Below are 13,985 nucleotides of genomic sequence, written 5' to 3' on the forward strand. Positions count from 1 at the left end.
ATTATTCCGCTTCTTTCCTCGGGCTGACCCACCAGCAATAGACCGCGCCGATCGCCAGCAGCACGCAGGTGCCGAGGAAGACGGCGCGCATGCCGATATGGCCGCCGACGAAGCCGCCCATGACCGGGCCGACCACCTGACCGACATATTGCGACGAGATCGAAAGACCGAGGATGCTGCCGGCCGCCGCGTCCGGCACATTATGGCGGATGACGGCGGTGATGCAGGGCAGCAGTCCACCGAGCGCTATCCCCATCAGGAAGCGCAGCGCGATCAATTGCCAGGCCGAGGTGACGAAAGCCTGCGGGATCAACAGCAGCGCCGCGACCGCCATAGCCGCCATGATGACAGTCCAATGGCCGATGCGATCGGCGAGCTTGCCGAGCCATGAGGCCGACAGGATGCTGCCGAAAGCCGCCGCAGCCATGACCACGCCCGAAATCATCGTGACATGCGCGTTCTCGACGAACTGGGCGACATAGACGGTGATGATCGGCTCGATCGACATGTTGGCAAGCATCAGCAGCAGGCCGATCGACAACATGGCGATGGCAGGTCGTTTGTCGGGGATGGAAGCCCAGCCGCCGCTCGCCTTTGCCGCCGTCTTCCGCGCCGGCGATTTCTCTTCCTTGATCAGGAAGGTCGTTGCCAGGAAGGTGAAGAAGATCACGCCGCCCGCCAGTAGAAAGGTGCCGCGAATGCCGATGATGGGCGGCAGGGCGCCGCCGATCAGAGGCCCGACCAGATTGCCGGCCATGATCCCGGAGGACAAGACCCCGAGCGCCCAGGCCGAGCGATGCTTCGGCGTCTGCGTCGCCACCAACACCATCGAGCCGGAGGCATAGCCGCCGGCAAGGCCGGTGAACAGGCGCAGCGCCACCAATTGCCAGACGCTGCCCGCCATGCCCATCAGCGAGATCGCCACCGTCATGCCGAGGCTGGCGCGCACCAGCATCAATTTCCGGCCATAGATATCGCCGAGCCGCCCCCAGAGCGGCGCGACGAAGGCGGCGGCAAAGAAGGTGGCGCCATAGGCGATACCGGACCATTGCACGATCGCCGCCTTGTCGCTAACGCCCAGTTCCTCGACATAAAGCGGCAGGAAGGGAAGTAGCAGCGTCATCGCCACGATCGTGGTGAAGGAGCCGACGAGGCAGATGATCAGATTCCGCATCCAATAGGCGGTTTCCGGTTCAGCCGGCGCGGCTGCCTCCCATTGCGTCTCAGTCATTTTCTGGCCTTTGCATTCAGCGTATACAATAATTGCTGGCTGCCCGACGCCAGGATGTGGCCCTTCGCGGCGGCAAGCAGGTCCGCGCGGGTGAAGAGATCGGGAAGATTGAGCCGGTCGACATCAAGCGCATAGACGGTGACGTGATAGCCGTGAATACGCTCGTCGTTCCAGGGCGGGCACGCACCCATATAGCCTCCATGCGGCCCATTCTTCAAGGAGCCGCCGCCTGCACCATTCTGTCCGCGCCGGCCATGGTCCGTGCGCTCGAGCGGCAGCCCGGCCGCCGGCGAATTATCGCCATCGACGCCTTCGGGAAGGCTGGTGAGAGAGGCCGGTATATCGGCGAGCACCCAATGGACGAATTCCATCCGCTTGAAGTTCTTGGGGATGATCGTGTCGTTCTTGTTGAACAACGAGAAATCGCTGGGCACATCGGGGTCGACCATGGTCAGCGCATAGGAGCGCGTGCCCTTCGGCCCTTTCGACCAGGACAGGGCCGGGCTCTTGTTCGGCCCCGGCGCCGATTTGCTGTTGGGGGTTGCGATACACGAGGCGTTTTTCGGCAACAGCATGCGACCATCGCTCTTCTCGAACTTGACCTTGAGATCAGCGGCAAAGGCCGGCGAGCCGGTGGTGACTGCCGCTGCGATAGCGATTGCGCCGAGGAGATGGTGAGTATGTCGCATGGTCTTGCCCTTTCGCGTTTCAGCCCTTTCGAGCTTTCATGGGGCAGGGTCTAACAGATCATTCAGATACGCTTGCGTACGCAAACGCTCAAAGTGTCGCCGGAAACGCTCAAGTGCCGCGCAGTCGTTCGGCGAAGCGGCGGGGCGAGCGATAGCCGGTGGCAAGGGCTGCTTCGCGCAGCGAAAGACCGTCTTCGGACAGCAATGTGGTCGCGAGCGCCACGCGTTCGCTTGCCAGCACGTCGCGCAGCGAGGAACCTTCGCGCGACAGACGCCGGCGCAGCGTCGCATTGCTGGTGCCGAGTTCGACGGCGATGAGGTCGGCGGTCCAGGCGCGGTCCGGCTGCCAGCGCACCAGCGCACGCACGGCCTCCGCCGTCGTTTCAGGCGATGCGGGCAGGGCGCCGCGCATGCCGAGCACCATCAGCACCTCCATCAGGCGATGCTCGATCAATTCCGTCGGCAACTCGCCGGATGCAATACCGTCGCCGGCATGGTGGATGGCTGCGGCCAGCACCGGATCGAGAGGCAGGTCGATCTGCGAAGCCACGCGCCCCGGCGGAAAGGCCCTGACGGCGCGGCGCACGAGCTCGTCGGGAAAGCTGATGAAGATGGCACGATAGATGCCGCTCTGCGGATCGGGATCGTTGACGACATCGCCGCGCCAGCCGGCGGGAAGCACCAGCACCGTACCGGCCGGAAAGCGCTGATGCCGCCCCATGCTCAACACCTCCTTGTAGCCCTCTATGAGAACGACGATCGAGACATGGGAAAAGGCCGAGCCGGCGATACGCTCGCGCTGCCGGGTGACGAAGGTGAAGAGGGTGGAATAGCTTTTTCCATCAGCCGGCATGACGGCAGGCCGATTGTCTTTCCCCGCCAGGCGGCGCAGCTTCTCCAATATCTGATGAGCCTCGGGCATGGCGACGCGTCCTGCTGGTGTCGATGAGAACGATAGTCTGAACCACGCCGCTAGCGATGCCAAGCCCGCAAAACGCCTTGTCGGTTCTCTCGGTTCCAGTTGGTTCAGCTCGCGGCAACTGCCGTCATAGCTGCTTCCAGCGCGACGAGCGGGCCGGTCATCGGCTGAAGAGCGCTTCCGCTCAACAGCCGTAGCGCTCCGGTCATCGACGCCTGTGCGAAGGCGACCGTCTTTGCCCCTTCGCGATGTGCTACGCCGACCGCCTCGGCGATTGACGTCAGATAGGCCTCTTGTTCGCCGGCCCGGAACAGCGCCCAGGCGCCCTCGATCAGCCGCACATCGATGTCGGCACCGGTTTTCTTCGCGGCGTCCTCGAATAGTCGGGTGGTGGGGTCGATGGTCGTTTCGACGGTGCAAAGGACAATGACCTTGCTGCCCGCCTTCACTGCTCTTTCCGCTAGAATATCGTCGGCTCTGATAACGGGAACCGGCGACTTCCCAGCCGCAAGCGATGCCGCCGGGCCAAGGGTGGAGCAGTTGAGCACGACGGCATCGGCCTCCTGTGCGAGGTGGAGCAGGACATGAGCCGTTTCCGTCGTGATATCCGTCGTCAAACCTCCCAGCCGTTCGGCGGTCAGGAGAAGGTCGGCGCGGACATGATGATGGAGGGCGCCAGCCGGAAGGCCAAGCTCCCTGGCGGCGTCCTCATAGATGGGAATGTTGCTTTCGGCAGTATGCAGGCAGGCAATTTTCACGGAGCTGGTCTCGTTGAGGCCGCCCGATCGGGCGGCGGTTCATCGAGCCTAGCCTCTGACGATCTGATTGTCGACGCGTGCAATGCCGCAGATCGTGGCCGCGATCTTGCCGGCGCGGTCGATCTCTTCTTCGGTGGCAAGCCAGCCGCTGAGGACGATCTTGGGACCGTCCGTAGTCACGAAAACATCCGGGCCGTCGATATCTTCGGCGATGGCCAGCGCGTTTTCCACCGCGAATTCGAGGTCTATCGTCTCAGGCGCAGTGGTGCGGGGCATTTTGGCAGAGAATGAGGGTGTCATGGGGTCTGATTTCCTCAGTTAGTGGTTGTCTTTCGCGTTTTGTCCGCGGATATCGCCATCGCGGCGCTTAAGCTGCTGTCAAGCAGCTCGTCTGGAATTTGCGGTCCGTATCGGCCCTTGTGGAGCTTCAAGGCTTGCCTGTAGGCTTCGATGAACAGACTGATCCTGGTCCAGTTTTCTTGTGCCATACGCGTCGGCCAGAACAGAAAGGTGCCAGCCGCGGATGTCGTCAGCTCGCCGAGGCGGCTGGCGGGAATCTTGAAAGTGCCCGCTGGCATCTTCGCCCGGATACCGGAATCGTCGATCAGCCACTCAGCGTTTTCAAAGAGCAGCACCCTACTATCCAGGAGGGATGTGTCCCTGATATGGCGGGACGAACGGCTTTCGAAGAATGGAAGGAGGCCAACCGGGCCGTCATTGCTGCTGGTTTCGCTGGCGGTATCGGCGGGCATCATCAATCCTTCCGGGTGGCTGATGGTCGCGGAGCTCAGCGCGGCGATTGTTGCCTGTCTCCCAGACTGGCGTACGCTTTCGCGGGCGCCATTGTCTAAACAGAGACCTTGAATGCTATTGACGCGCGCGATTGCTGTGACGGTGCAATCTATTCGGCTTCTGCCACAGCGGTGATCGGTTCTATATCGATTTCCTGTGTCACCCGTTCCTGAGCGACTTCGTCATTGCGCATCCGGTATTGCGGGGAATTGTCCCTCGCCGGAAGATAGGCCGTGATCCGGTAAACCTCCGCAGCCTTCGGGGAAAGGCCCTTCCGGCTCTTTAGTCGAACGGTCTGGCCGATGGGGAAACGGTGGATGGCCACGGTGCACTACGTCTTTCTGGCCATGTCTATCGCAATGGCCCTGTTATCACGGCGCTTTCGCGCGAATGTCGTCTATCGGGAAATGCATGTCCGGCAAGACGGCCACGATGCCGCTTACCGAACATTCCGGCTTGATTGTCGAGGGAATGATCGCGGGCTGCCAGTACATCCGTGGTCAGCGCCGCATTCCGTTGCAATCATGCCAATCTGAGTTTTGAGATCGAGCTGCGGCCCATGCCGTCCTGCTCAATTTCAAAGACCAGCTTCTGACCTTTTTTGAGCGTTTCCAGGCCAGATTTCACCACTGTTTTCGCGTGAACGAAAATAGCGACGCTGCCGTCGGTCGGCTGAATGAAGCCGTAGCCCTTTTCCAGGTCGAAATTCTTGACGATGCCATTGAACATGCTGTCTCCTTGGGCTTGGCATGGTCAAATGCCGGCAGTTGTGCCGTCCATATTCAGACCATACGGTTGAGGAGATCGGCGGGTCGAGAACTCTGACGCCGCGAAGAGCCAAGCTGCCCAAGACGATAGAAGTACAACTACAGGGTGATTAAGGCTTAAATAAGACCTTTAGCGAGTGAAGTGCCGAATAGATGGTTCGGTGCCGCATTTAGGCAGCGACACCCAGTCCGTGCCGGCTTGATGGGTACAAGCGGTATCTGGTTGAAAGACGGGTAAATTTTCCTCCAGTCCGCGATTTTTTGGCATGTCGCCGGTTGCCCTTCCCATCGTCCCCTCCTATGTTCCGGGTCACCTGCCGACGCAATCAATTGCCAAGAGGAGATATGACCATGGCTTTCGAATTGCCTGAACTTCCCTACGATTACGACGCTCTTTCCCCCTTCATGTCGCGTGAGACTCTCGAGTATCACCACGACAAGCATCACAAGGCCTATGTCGACAACGGCAACAAGCTGGCGGCCGAGGCGGGTCTTTCCGATCTCTCGCTCGAAGAAATTGTGAAGAAGTCCTTCGGCACCAATGCAGGCCTCTTCAATAATGCTGCCCAGCACTACAACCACGTCCATTTCTGGAAGTGGATGAAGAAGGGCGGCGGCGGCAACAAGCTGCCGGGCAAGCTCGAAGCTGCCTTCGCCTCCGATCTCGGCGGCTATGACAAGTTCAAGGCTGATTTTGCCGCTGCCGGCGCCACCCAGTTCGGCTCCGGCTGGGCTTGGGTTTCCGTCAAGAACGGCAAGCTCGAAATCTCCAAGACCCCGAACGGCGAAAACCCGCTGGTTCACGGCGCCACCCCGATCCTTGGCGTCGACGTATGGGAACATTCCTATTACATCGACTACCGCAACCTGCGTCCGAAATACCTCGAGGCCTTCATCGATAGCCTGATCAACTGGGACTACGTCCTGGAGCAGTACGAAGCCGCCACGAAGTAAGCTTTGCCGTTTCGGCTTGCTTTCACACCCGGCGCTGTCCAAGCGTCGGGTGTTTTCGTATGTATAGTCCGATTATTATCCCGTCAGCCCAAGGAGGCTGCATGTCGTCTCCATCCGCCCCGAGCTTCCGTTTCGGCGTCATCGCCGATCCGCAATATGCCGCCCTCGAGCCCAATCTCGAGCTTGACCGCTATCCGGCAAAAAGCCTCGCCAAGCTCAAAGAGGCAATCGCGGAATTCAACCGGCACGACCTCGCTTTCGTCGTCACTCTCGGGGACATCATCGACCGGAATTGGCAGAGTTTCGACGATATCCTGCCGGTCTACGAGAGCCTGCGGCATGAGCGCTATTTCCTGCTCGGCAATCATGATTTTGCGGTCGCCGCGGAGCATCTGACGAAGGTCGCGAGCCGCGTCGGATTGTCATCGGCCTATTATGATTTCCGCCACGCCGGCTATCGTTTCATCGCCCTTGACGGCAACGAGGTCAGCCTGTTTGCTCCACCGGAGCGCGACCCGCGTCGTGATGAAGCCAAGGCGTTGATGAAAGCGCTGGATGACGCCGGCGCGCCGAATTCGCACCGCTGGAACGGCGCCATCAGCGACACGCAACATGCCTGGCTCGCCGCCAAGCTGAACGAGGCGAAAGCCGCCGGCGAAAAGGTCGTGGTCATGAACCACTATCCGGTTTTCCCGGAGAATTCGCACAACGCGCTCGACAGCGACCGCCTGCTGGCGCTGCTCTCCAAACACGATCATGTCGTTGCCTATCTCAATGGCCACAACCATGCCGGTAATTTCGGCGTTGTCGACGGGACGTATTTCGTCAATTTCAAAGGCATGGTCGATACCGAAGACAACAGCGCCTATGCGATCGTCACGGTCTACGAGGATCGGCTGGAGATTGCCGGCTTCGGGCGGGAGGAGAGTAGGGTGCTGGTGCTCGGCCAGGGCCGCTAGCCCGCTATCCGCTTCTCCGTCACGCCCTGCTTCCCCGCCATAATGCTTCAGGCCGGCCTGACTGTTCCATCAGCCGCCGGCGACTTGGGCATTCACCTGCCACCCGCTCACCCAGATCTGCCGCAACCGATCTCCTTCACCCTTGAACCATAGCCCCGTTGCGTCGCAACCTTCGATCCGGTCGCTGCGGAAATTGCGGATGGCTTGGCGCAGTTCGCACCAGGCGACGATGTTGGCGGTTTCGGCGTAGTAGATGAGGGCGATCGGGCGGATGATACGCTCGGTGGCGCGGCCGAGTTCGTCGCGGTAGGAGAGATCCAGCTTCTCCTCGTCGCGGATGGCGCGGCGCACCAGCGCCAGATCGATGGCGCCGGCCATGGGTGCGGCAAAGCCCCAGGCGTGCAGCGCATTGGCCTCGAATGTCTGGCGCAGCGGTGGCGGCACCGCACCGGCGATCTTGGCGCTGACGCGCTTGGCGGCGAGCTTCAGTTCGTCGTCGCCGGTACGCTCCACGAGCGCCAGAGACAGCACGATTGCCTCCATCTCCTCGATCGAAAACATCAGCGGCGGCAGGTCGAAGCCGGGGCGCATGATGTAGCCGATGCCGCGCCCGCCCTCGATCGGCACGCGCATCGCCTGCAGGGCGACGATGTCGCGATAGACCGAGCGCACCGTCACCTCCAGCCGCTCGGCGATGACGGCCGCCGTCACCGGCTTTTTCGCCAGCCGCAGGATCTGGATGATCTCGAACAGGCGCGACGCCTTGCGCATTTCATCCTCCCGGCTTGAAGGCTCCTGACAATACCCTGTCAGTTGGGCTGAACTATAAGACTGCCTATCGATTTGAAAATCAACAAATTCTTCTGCGGCTCACCCGCACGAGACGATAGGCAACTGACATGGGCTATACCGAAAATCTCTGGCTTTTCTTTCTCCTCCTCTTCGGCATCATCATCGTTCCGGGCATGGACATGCTCTTCGTGCTGGCCAATTCCCTGACCGGCGGGCGCAACAGGGGGCTGGCCGCGACCGGCGGCATCATGCTGGGCGGCGCGGTGCATTCGCTGAACGGCGCGCTCGGCGTCGGCCTGCTGATGCATTTCGTGCCGGTCCTCTTCAATCCGCTGCTCCTTGCCGGCGCCGGCTACATGGCCTTTATCGGTATTACGCTGATGCGTAGCTCGATCACTGTCGGCGATCAGGGGCCGGCCGGTAGCCGCTCCACCTGGAAGGCCTTCCGCCAAGGCGCGGTCACCTGCCTGATCAACCCCAAGGCCTATCTCTTCATCCTCGCCGTCTATCCGCAGTTTCTGAAGCCGGACTACGGTCCGATCTGGATACAGGCGACCATCATGGGATTGATGACTATCGCCACGCAGTTCCTCATCTATGGCGGGCTGGCCGTCACCGCCGGCCGAAGCCGCGATCTGTTGGTTGCCAACCCCGTGGCGACCGCCTTTGCCGGGCGTGCCGCCGGGCTGCTCCTGTTCGCGGTCTCGGTCTTCACCGTCTGGGAGGGCTGGAGGACGGCGTGAGGGTCGGCTCATGTCTCGAATATGACACTGATTTTGCTCAGTTCTCACCACTTTGTGACTTCATCGCCTGCGCGGAAAACGGCAAACATGCTAGCGTGATGACGCGCCGACCGCATCCGCGGTCCTGATCACATCCGCAGAGGTAGGAGAAGCATATGAAATGGAGAGCGATTGTGGTGGCGACGGCTCTGGCCGGCGTTGCCTTTGGTTCGGTCCTGGCGGCCGATGGCGGTACACATGATGCCCGTATTGCGTTGATGAAGAAGATCGGCGGCGCGACCGGCGCTCTCGGCGCCATCGCCAAGGGCGAGAAGCCCTACGATGCCGAAATCGTCAAGGCCTCGCTGACGACGATCGCCGAGACGGCCAAGGCTTTCCCGGATCAGTTCAACCCCGACAGCGACAAGACCGATGCCGAGGTCAATCCGAAGATATGGGACAACCTTGATGACTTCAAGGCCAAGGCCGCCAAGCTGTCCACCGATGCCGAGACAGCGCTCGCACAGCTCCCAGCCGACCAGGCAGGCGTTGGCGCCACGCTGAAGACCCTGGGCGGCAGTTGCGGCGCCTGTCATCAGGCCTATCGCATCAAGAAGGACTAGCGGTAGGCCGGCATCGTCCGGACATCAGGTTAAACATCCACACCGGCTTTGCCGCCGGTGTGGATTGCAGTATTTCATGATGCAGGCTGAACTTTGGGGGTAGGCATGGTTGCGCGATTTGTCCGGTGGCTGCTCTGTCTCGTCGGCCTCGCCATCATCGGCCTCAGTGCCTTCTACGTCGTCACCGCGCCGTCGCCCCTGCCGGCAAGCCATTGGGAAAATCTCGGCGATCCCGATCTCAAGAACGGCGAGATGGTGTTCTGGGCTGGCGGTTGCACGAGCTGTCATGCCGTATCCGGCGCACAGGGCGATGCCAAACTGGTCCTGGCGGGTGGCCTAGCGCTGACAAGCCCCTTCGGCACCTTCCATGTCCCGAATATCTCGCCGGATGAAAAAGCCGGCCTCGGCAGCTGGACGCTGGCCGATTTCGGCAATGCCATGAAACGTGGCGTCGGCAAAAACGGCGAACATCTCTATCCGTCCTTCCCCTACGGCTCATACGCCCGCATGAGCGACAAGGATGTCAACGATCTCTGGGGCTTCCTGAAGACCTTGCCGAAGAGCGACAATGTCGCCCCGCCGCATGAGCTGCCGTTCCCCTTCAATATCAGGCTGACGCTCGGCGGCTGGAAATTTCTCTATTTCAACGATCAGCCCCGTGTCGTTCTCGCCAATGCCGACGACAAGATCAGGCGTGGCCAATATCTGGTCGAAGGCCCCGGCCATTGCGGCGAATGCCACACCCCGCGCGACGCCCTCGGCGGTTTCCTGAAAGACCAGTGGCTAGCCGGTGCACCGAACCCGGAGGGCAAGGGCAACATTCCCGACATCACCTCCGGTTCGAAGGCGATCGGCAGCTGGAGCTCAGCCGACATTGCCACCTACCTCGAAACCGGCTTCACTCCCGACTATGATTCCGCCGGCGGCTCGATGGCCGAAGTACAGCAGAACATCGCGCATCTCCCGACCGCTGACCGCGAAGCGATTGCGGCCTATCTGAAAGCGCTGCCGGCGCGATGAGGGCGCGTGTCAACTCTCAGCGTCGCTTTGCCAGATAGAGATGTGTTTCGTAGCGAAGCTCAAACTCTCCACCATGTGCAGCGATCACCTCCGCAATTGCCCCAAGCAGAGCCTCCCTCTGCTCATCCGCCAGAAGCCGATGGCCTGAGAGCGTGCGGAGCAGGTCGGTATAGCTTGTAGTGCCATGCATCCGGCTCCAGGGATAGCAGCGGTGCGTTACCTGCCCGAAATGCTCGGACTCTTCGAATAGCGCCGCAAAGGGGCCGCCCGACAAATACCAGGCTTCTGCTGGCGGGCCGGACAGGGATGGTGCGTATCGCGAATAGATGCGGGCAAATTCCGGCCCGAGCGGCGATGTCGGCGGCAGCGGCACGTTGCCGAAAACCGCAAGCGTTCCGTCCGGCGTGAGCTGGGCGGCTGCCTTGGCAAAGCGGATCTCCGGCGCAACCCAGTGAAAGGACTGGGCGGCGAGCGCGAGCTTGAAGGTTGCCGTCTCGCCCGGCCAGGCCTCGAAAGTCGACGTCGTAAAGCGGATATTGGGGAATTCCGCGAGGTTTTCCCGCGCGATGCCGATCAGGTCCGAACCGGGATCCAGCGCGAGGACGGAAAAGCCGCGTCGTGCAAATCCTTGTGTCGCCTGTCCCGTGCCGCAGCCAATCTCGAGGACCCGATCCGTATCGTCTAAACCGGCGAAGGCGACGATGTCGTCGAAGAGCGGCTCGGGATAAACAGGGCGGGTGCCGCCATAAAGGGCTGCCACGCCGTCAAAAGTGAACCGCTGCTCCAAGGGTGCGTCCTTTGTTGAGAAATCGCGGATGCGCAGCCATTTTTCTAGCGTATTTGCGTTGAACTTTACAGCCCGGTGAGCTCGGAATGCAGCAACGGGAGAGGGTGACCTTGGACATAGCGGTGAAGCAGAATGTTCCTTATTTCAGCCAATGGGAAACGCCCGACATGACGCTGGCCGTGGTGGCCGAGGGCGCGCAGGCAGCTTTGTTGAAGGACCCGCTCTGGGCATCTTCAGGGGCTCGCAATGTCGAGGAGTACGCCCTTTGGGCCGGTAATCTCTGCGGCATGGCCTGCCTGAAGATGGTTCTCGCCGCCCGTACCGGCCGGACGATGCCGATCATGGATCTGGCCATGGGATGCAAGGATTATGGCGGCTATGTCGAAGAGGCGGACGGCAGGATCAAAGGCTTGATCTATGCGCCCTTCGTTCCCTTCGTCAAAGACCGGTTCGGTCTGCACACCAGGGTCGTTACCGGGATTTCCGCCGGAGATATCGGCGATATCCTTGCGCAATCGGAATTCTTCGTTGCATCCGTGCATCATTCCATCCGCTGGTCCGATACCGAGCCGCCATCGAAGGGCGGACATCTCGTGCTGGTGACTGCGGTCGACGCAGGCTCAGTCCGCTTTCACAATCCCTCCGGGCATGAGGCCGCGACGCGCGAAAATGTGGAGCTGCCGCTGGAGGTATTCGAGCGCTTCTTCGCCGGGCGCGGGATCGCCATCGATCGCTGACGATAGGAAGGTCAACGGCGATCCCGGACGTGGTCTGCGTCATGCCAGGGCTTGGAGATAGCGCATGCCGGTGACCGGGCGTGGCTTGAAATCCATATGTTCGTAGAAGCGATGCGCCTGGACATTGCCGGTTGCCGCGCCGACGGAGAGGAAGCTGCAGCCGGCCTTGCGGGCGACATCGCGGGCGCGGTCGACCAGATGCTGGCCGATGCCGTGGCCGCGATGACCGTCGCGCACGAAGAGGTGATGCAGGTCCATGCCCCGCTGGCCTTCCTGCGCCTTGTAGAGCGGCACGAGAATGGCGTAGCCGATCAATCCGTTCTCGCCTTCGGCCACCAGCGCCGTGATCCATGGCAGCGGGCCGAAGAGATCGCGCTCTAGCTGTTCCGGCGTTGTGCCGGAGGGGTCGCCGTGATGGGCGGCGAGCAGCCGGATCATGTCGTTCAGTTCCGGCATGTCGCGCGGATGCGCGCTGCGGATGGTCAGCACCGGCGGGCGGAGAAGGGAAATTTCGCTATCGTCTAGCATGGCATTTCGCGTCCTTGTTTCGAATGAGCCGTCAGGACGCTGCTGATACAACAAAGCCGCCTGACGGCGGCTTGTTGACAATATGATCTGTCCAGCCGCCCTTTACAGGTACAGCCAAAAATACGAGCAGGTGTGGAGCGCGTGCTTGATCATGGGCGCATCAATGATCCGGAATGGCGGATTTGTCAATGGGGCCTCATCCGCTCGCCCAGCTGGCGACCATGGCGCCACTCTTCAGTATCGAATTGCCGCAAGAGCGCGTCGGTCTATCGCGCCTGAGCCTCATCAGGAGAGGGGTTGCTCTTGATGCCAGATATAGTATACCCCCCTATATTATAACTCGAGGTCGTCATGTCCCATACCGTTCGTGAACAAGCCAAGCTTCTTTCGCGTGTCCGTCGCCTGAAGGGGCAGATGGAAGCGGTGGAGCGGGCGTTGGAGGCCGAGCGGCCTTGCGGGGAGGTCTTGCAGCTTCTCGCCTCGATCCGGGGCGCACTGACGGGGCTGACCGGTGAGATACTGGACGATCACCTGCAGGAGCATGTGCTCCACGCGGAAAGCGAAACGGCACGCCGTCAGGCGGTCGATGAAATATCCGATGTGCTGAAGACCTATCTGCGCTGAGCAGGGGCTTTGGAGCATTTAACAGGAGACGGATGTCATGAGTGGTTCTTCGGATGCGTTGACGCATAGCCATGTATTTCTGGGTGCCGACCACCAGCGCAATGAGCGCCGCGTCTGGCTGGTCATCGCGCTGACGACGGTGATGATGGTGATCGAGATCGCCGCCGGCACGCTCTATGGTTCGATGGCGCTGACCGCCGATGGCTGGCACATGTCGACACATGCGAGCGCCATGCTGATTTCGGCGCTGGCCTATCTCTATGCCCGCCGTCATGCTCATAACGCGCGGTTCACCTTCGGCACCGGAAAGCTTGGCGATCTCGCCGGCTTCGCCAGCGCCATCATCCTCGCCATGATCGCCGTGCTGATGGGCTGGGAAAGTCTGCTGCGATTGATGAACCCGGTCGCGATCAATTTTCACGAGGCGATCGCCATTGCGTCGGTCGGCCTCCTCGTCAACATCGCCAGCGCCTGGTTGCTGCGTGACGATCATGACCACCACCATGGGCATGGCCACGCGCACGGGCATGATCATCATCACGAACATGGCCATGACCACGATCATCACCAGGGCGGCAAAGACAACAATCTGCGCTCGGCCTATGTCCATGTCATCGCCGACGCCATGACATCTGTTCTGGCGATCGTCGCCCTTCTGCTCGGCAGCTATTTCGGCTGGACCTTTCTCGATCCGTTGATGGGCCTCGTCGGCGGCCTGGTGATCCTGCAATGGTCCCTGAGCCTGCTGCGTTCCTCCGGTTCGATCCTGCTCGACTTCATCCCGTCCGGCGAAGAGCTGCCGGACGAAATCCGAGAGGCCATCGAAACCGGCGACGACCGCATCACCGATCTGCATGTCTGGCAGGTCGGCCCCGGTCATCATGCGGCGATCGTTGCCGTGGCGACGCCGGAGCCGCGCGATCCGGCCTTCTACAAGGCCCGACTGGCGGATCTGCATGAATTGTCGCATGTCACCGTTGAAGTCACGGTCGAAAAGGCGGCATAAGGCGGGTTGAAGGAAGGGTGTGCCAGAGGCTTGCCATATTCCTCACTTAGCTCTGAATCCGCCTGATTCCGCTGGAG

Annotated in this window: 19 protein-coding genes; 8 read left to right on the plus strand and 11 right to left on the minus strand. The window is 61.1% G+C overall.

Features of this window, described 5'->3' with window-relative positions; translation table 11 throughout:
* Position 1: 1 nt before the first annotated feature.
* The 8 genes from AB6803_RS11930 to AB6803_RS11965 form a co-directional block, all read right to left on the minus strand.
* Positions 2–1,231 (minus strand): MFS transporter, encoded by a 1,230-nt coding sequence (locus AB6803_RS11930; RefSeq protein ID WP_371109087.1) that lies wholly within the window; start codon positions 1,229–1,231, stop codon positions 2–4.
* Positions 1,228–1,920, minus strand: coding sequence for a YbhB/YbcL family Raf kinase inhibitor-like protein (locus tag AB6803_RS11935; RefSeq protein WP_371109088.1), 693 nt, complete (start codon positions 1,918–1,920; stop codon positions 1,228–1,230). The genes AB6803_RS11930 and AB6803_RS11935 overlap by 4 nt, the downstream gene beginning before the upstream one ends.
* 109 nt (positions 1,921–2,029) lie before the next feature.
* Entirely contained in the window at positions 2,030–2,842 is an 813-nt protein-coding gene (locus AB6803_RS11940; protein ID WP_371109089.1) for a helix-turn-helix domain-containing protein, read from the minus strand.
* Positions 2,843–2,946: 104 nt separating this feature from the next.
* Positions 2,947–3,597, minus strand: coding sequence for an aspartate/glutamate racemase family protein (locus AB6803_RS11945; protein ID WP_371109090.1), 651 nt, complete (start codon positions 3,595–3,597; stop codon positions 2,947–2,949).
* Positions 3,598–3,645: 48 nt separating this feature from the next.
* Positions 3,646–3,897: a BON domain-containing protein gene (locus tag AB6803_RS11950; protein ID WP_371109091.1), complete on the minus strand. Its 252-nt coding sequence runs from the start codon at positions 3,895–3,897 to the stop codon at positions 3,646–3,648.
* Positions 3,898–3,911: 14 nt separating this feature from the next.
* Positions 3,912–4,352, minus strand: a complete 441-nt coding sequence (locus AB6803_RS11955; RefSeq protein WP_371109092.1) for a hypothetical protein — start codon at positions 4,350–4,352, stop codon at positions 3,912–3,914.
* A 146-nt stretch (positions 4,353–4,498) separates the two neighbouring features.
* The gene (locus AB6803_RS11960; protein WP_371109093.1) at positions 4,499–4,714 is read right to left on the minus strand and encodes a hypothetical protein; all 216 of its coding nucleotides are present in this window, start codon (positions 4,712–4,714) and stop codon (positions 4,499–4,501) included.
* A gap of 197 nt (positions 4,715–4,911) precedes the next feature.
* Positions 4,912–5,118, minus strand: a complete 207-nt coding sequence (locus tag AB6803_RS11965; protein ID WP_371109094.1) for a cold-shock protein — start codon at positions 5,116–5,118, stop codon at positions 4,912–4,914.
* A 389-nt stretch (positions 5,119–5,507) separates the two neighbouring features.
* Here AB6803_RS11965 and AB6803_RS11970 point away from each other — a divergent pair, with 389 nt between their 5' ends.
* Positions 5,508–6,110, plus strand: a complete 603-nt coding sequence (locus tag AB6803_RS11970; protein ID WP_371109095.1) for a superoxide dismutase — start codon at positions 5,508–5,510, stop codon at positions 6,108–6,110.
* A gap of 101 nt (positions 6,111–6,211) precedes the next feature.
* A complete protein-coding gene (locus tag AB6803_RS11975) occupies positions 6,212–7,069 on the plus strand; it encodes a metallophosphoesterase (RefSeq protein WP_371109096.1) in 858 nt (285 codons plus the stop codon).
* Between the two features lie 69 nt (positions 7,070–7,138).
* Here AB6803_RS11975 and AB6803_RS11980 read toward each other — a convergent pair whose 3' ends face one another.
* Positions 7,139–7,840, minus strand: a complete 702-nt coding sequence (locus AB6803_RS11980) for a helix-turn-helix transcriptional regulator (protein WP_371109097.1) — start codon at positions 7,838–7,840, stop codon at positions 7,139–7,141.
* 128 nt (positions 7,841–7,968) lie between these two features.
* On the opposite strand from AB6803_RS11980, the gene AB6803_RS11985 reads away from it, so the two are divergent.
* The 3 genes from AB6803_RS11985 to AB6803_RS11995 all read left to right on the plus strand — a co-directional run bounded on the left by AB6803_RS11985 (position 7,969) and on the right by AB6803_RS11995 (position 10,226).
* Positions 7,969–8,604, plus strand: a complete 636-nt coding sequence (locus AB6803_RS11985) for a LysE family translocator (protein ID WP_371109098.1) — start codon at positions 7,969–7,971, stop codon at positions 8,602–8,604.
* A gap of 155 nt (positions 8,605–8,759) precedes the next feature.
* Positions 8,760–9,206, plus strand: a complete 447-nt coding sequence (locus tag AB6803_RS11990; protein WP_007701999.1) for a cytochrome c — start codon at positions 8,760–8,762, stop codon at positions 9,204–9,206.
* A gap of 105 nt (positions 9,207–9,311) precedes the next feature.
* The gene (locus AB6803_RS11995) at positions 9,312–10,226 is read left to right on the plus strand and encodes a c-type cytochrome (protein WP_371109099.1); all 915 of its coding nucleotides are present in this window, start codon (positions 9,312–9,314) and stop codon (positions 10,224–10,226) included.
* A gap of 16 nt (positions 10,227–10,242) precedes the next feature.
* Here AB6803_RS11995 and AB6803_RS12000 read toward each other — a convergent pair whose 3' ends face one another.
* A complete protein-coding gene (locus AB6803_RS12000) occupies positions 10,243–11,013 on the minus strand; it encodes a class I SAM-dependent methyltransferase (protein ID WP_371109100.1) in 771 nt (256 codons plus the stop codon).
* Positions 11,014–11,099: 86 nt separating this feature from the next.
* Between AB6803_RS12000 and AB6803_RS12005 the strand changes: the two genes are divergently transcribed.
* Positions 11,100–11,750: a C39 family peptidase gene (locus AB6803_RS12005; protein ID WP_371109101.1), complete on the plus strand. Its 651-nt coding sequence runs from the start codon at positions 11,100–11,102 to the stop codon at positions 11,748–11,750.
* Between the two features lie 39 nt (positions 11,751–11,789).
* On the opposite strand, the gene AB6803_RS12010 is transcribed toward AB6803_RS12005, so the two are convergent.
* A complete protein-coding gene (locus tag AB6803_RS12010) occupies positions 11,790–12,278 on the minus strand; it encodes a GNAT family N-acetyltransferase (protein WP_007701990.1) in 489 nt (162 codons plus the stop codon).
* A gap of 351 nt (positions 12,279–12,629) precedes the next feature.
* Here AB6803_RS12010 and dmeR point away from each other — a divergent pair, with 351 nt between their 5' ends.
* On the plus strand, positions 12,630–12,902 hold the full coding sequence (gene dmeR / locus AB6803_RS12015; RefSeq protein WP_007701985.1) for a Ni(II)/Co(II)-sensing transcriptional repressor DmeR: 273 nt from the start codon (positions 12,630–12,632) through the stop codon (positions 12,900–12,902).
* A 37-nt stretch (positions 12,903–12,939) separates the two neighbouring features.
* Complete coding sequence (gene dmeF / locus AB6803_RS12020) at positions 12,940–13,908, plus strand: CDF family Co(II)/Ni(II) efflux transporter DmeF (RefSeq protein WP_371109102.1); 969 nt, start codon at positions 12,940–12,942, stop codon at positions 13,906–13,908.
* Positions 13,909–13,985 lie beyond the last annotated feature (77 nt).

Origin of the sequence: Rhizobium sp. RCC_161_2, assembly GCF_041355235.1 — a bacterium.
Lineage (GTDB): Bacteria > Pseudomonadota > Alphaproteobacteria > Rhizobiales > Rhizobiaceae > Rhizobium.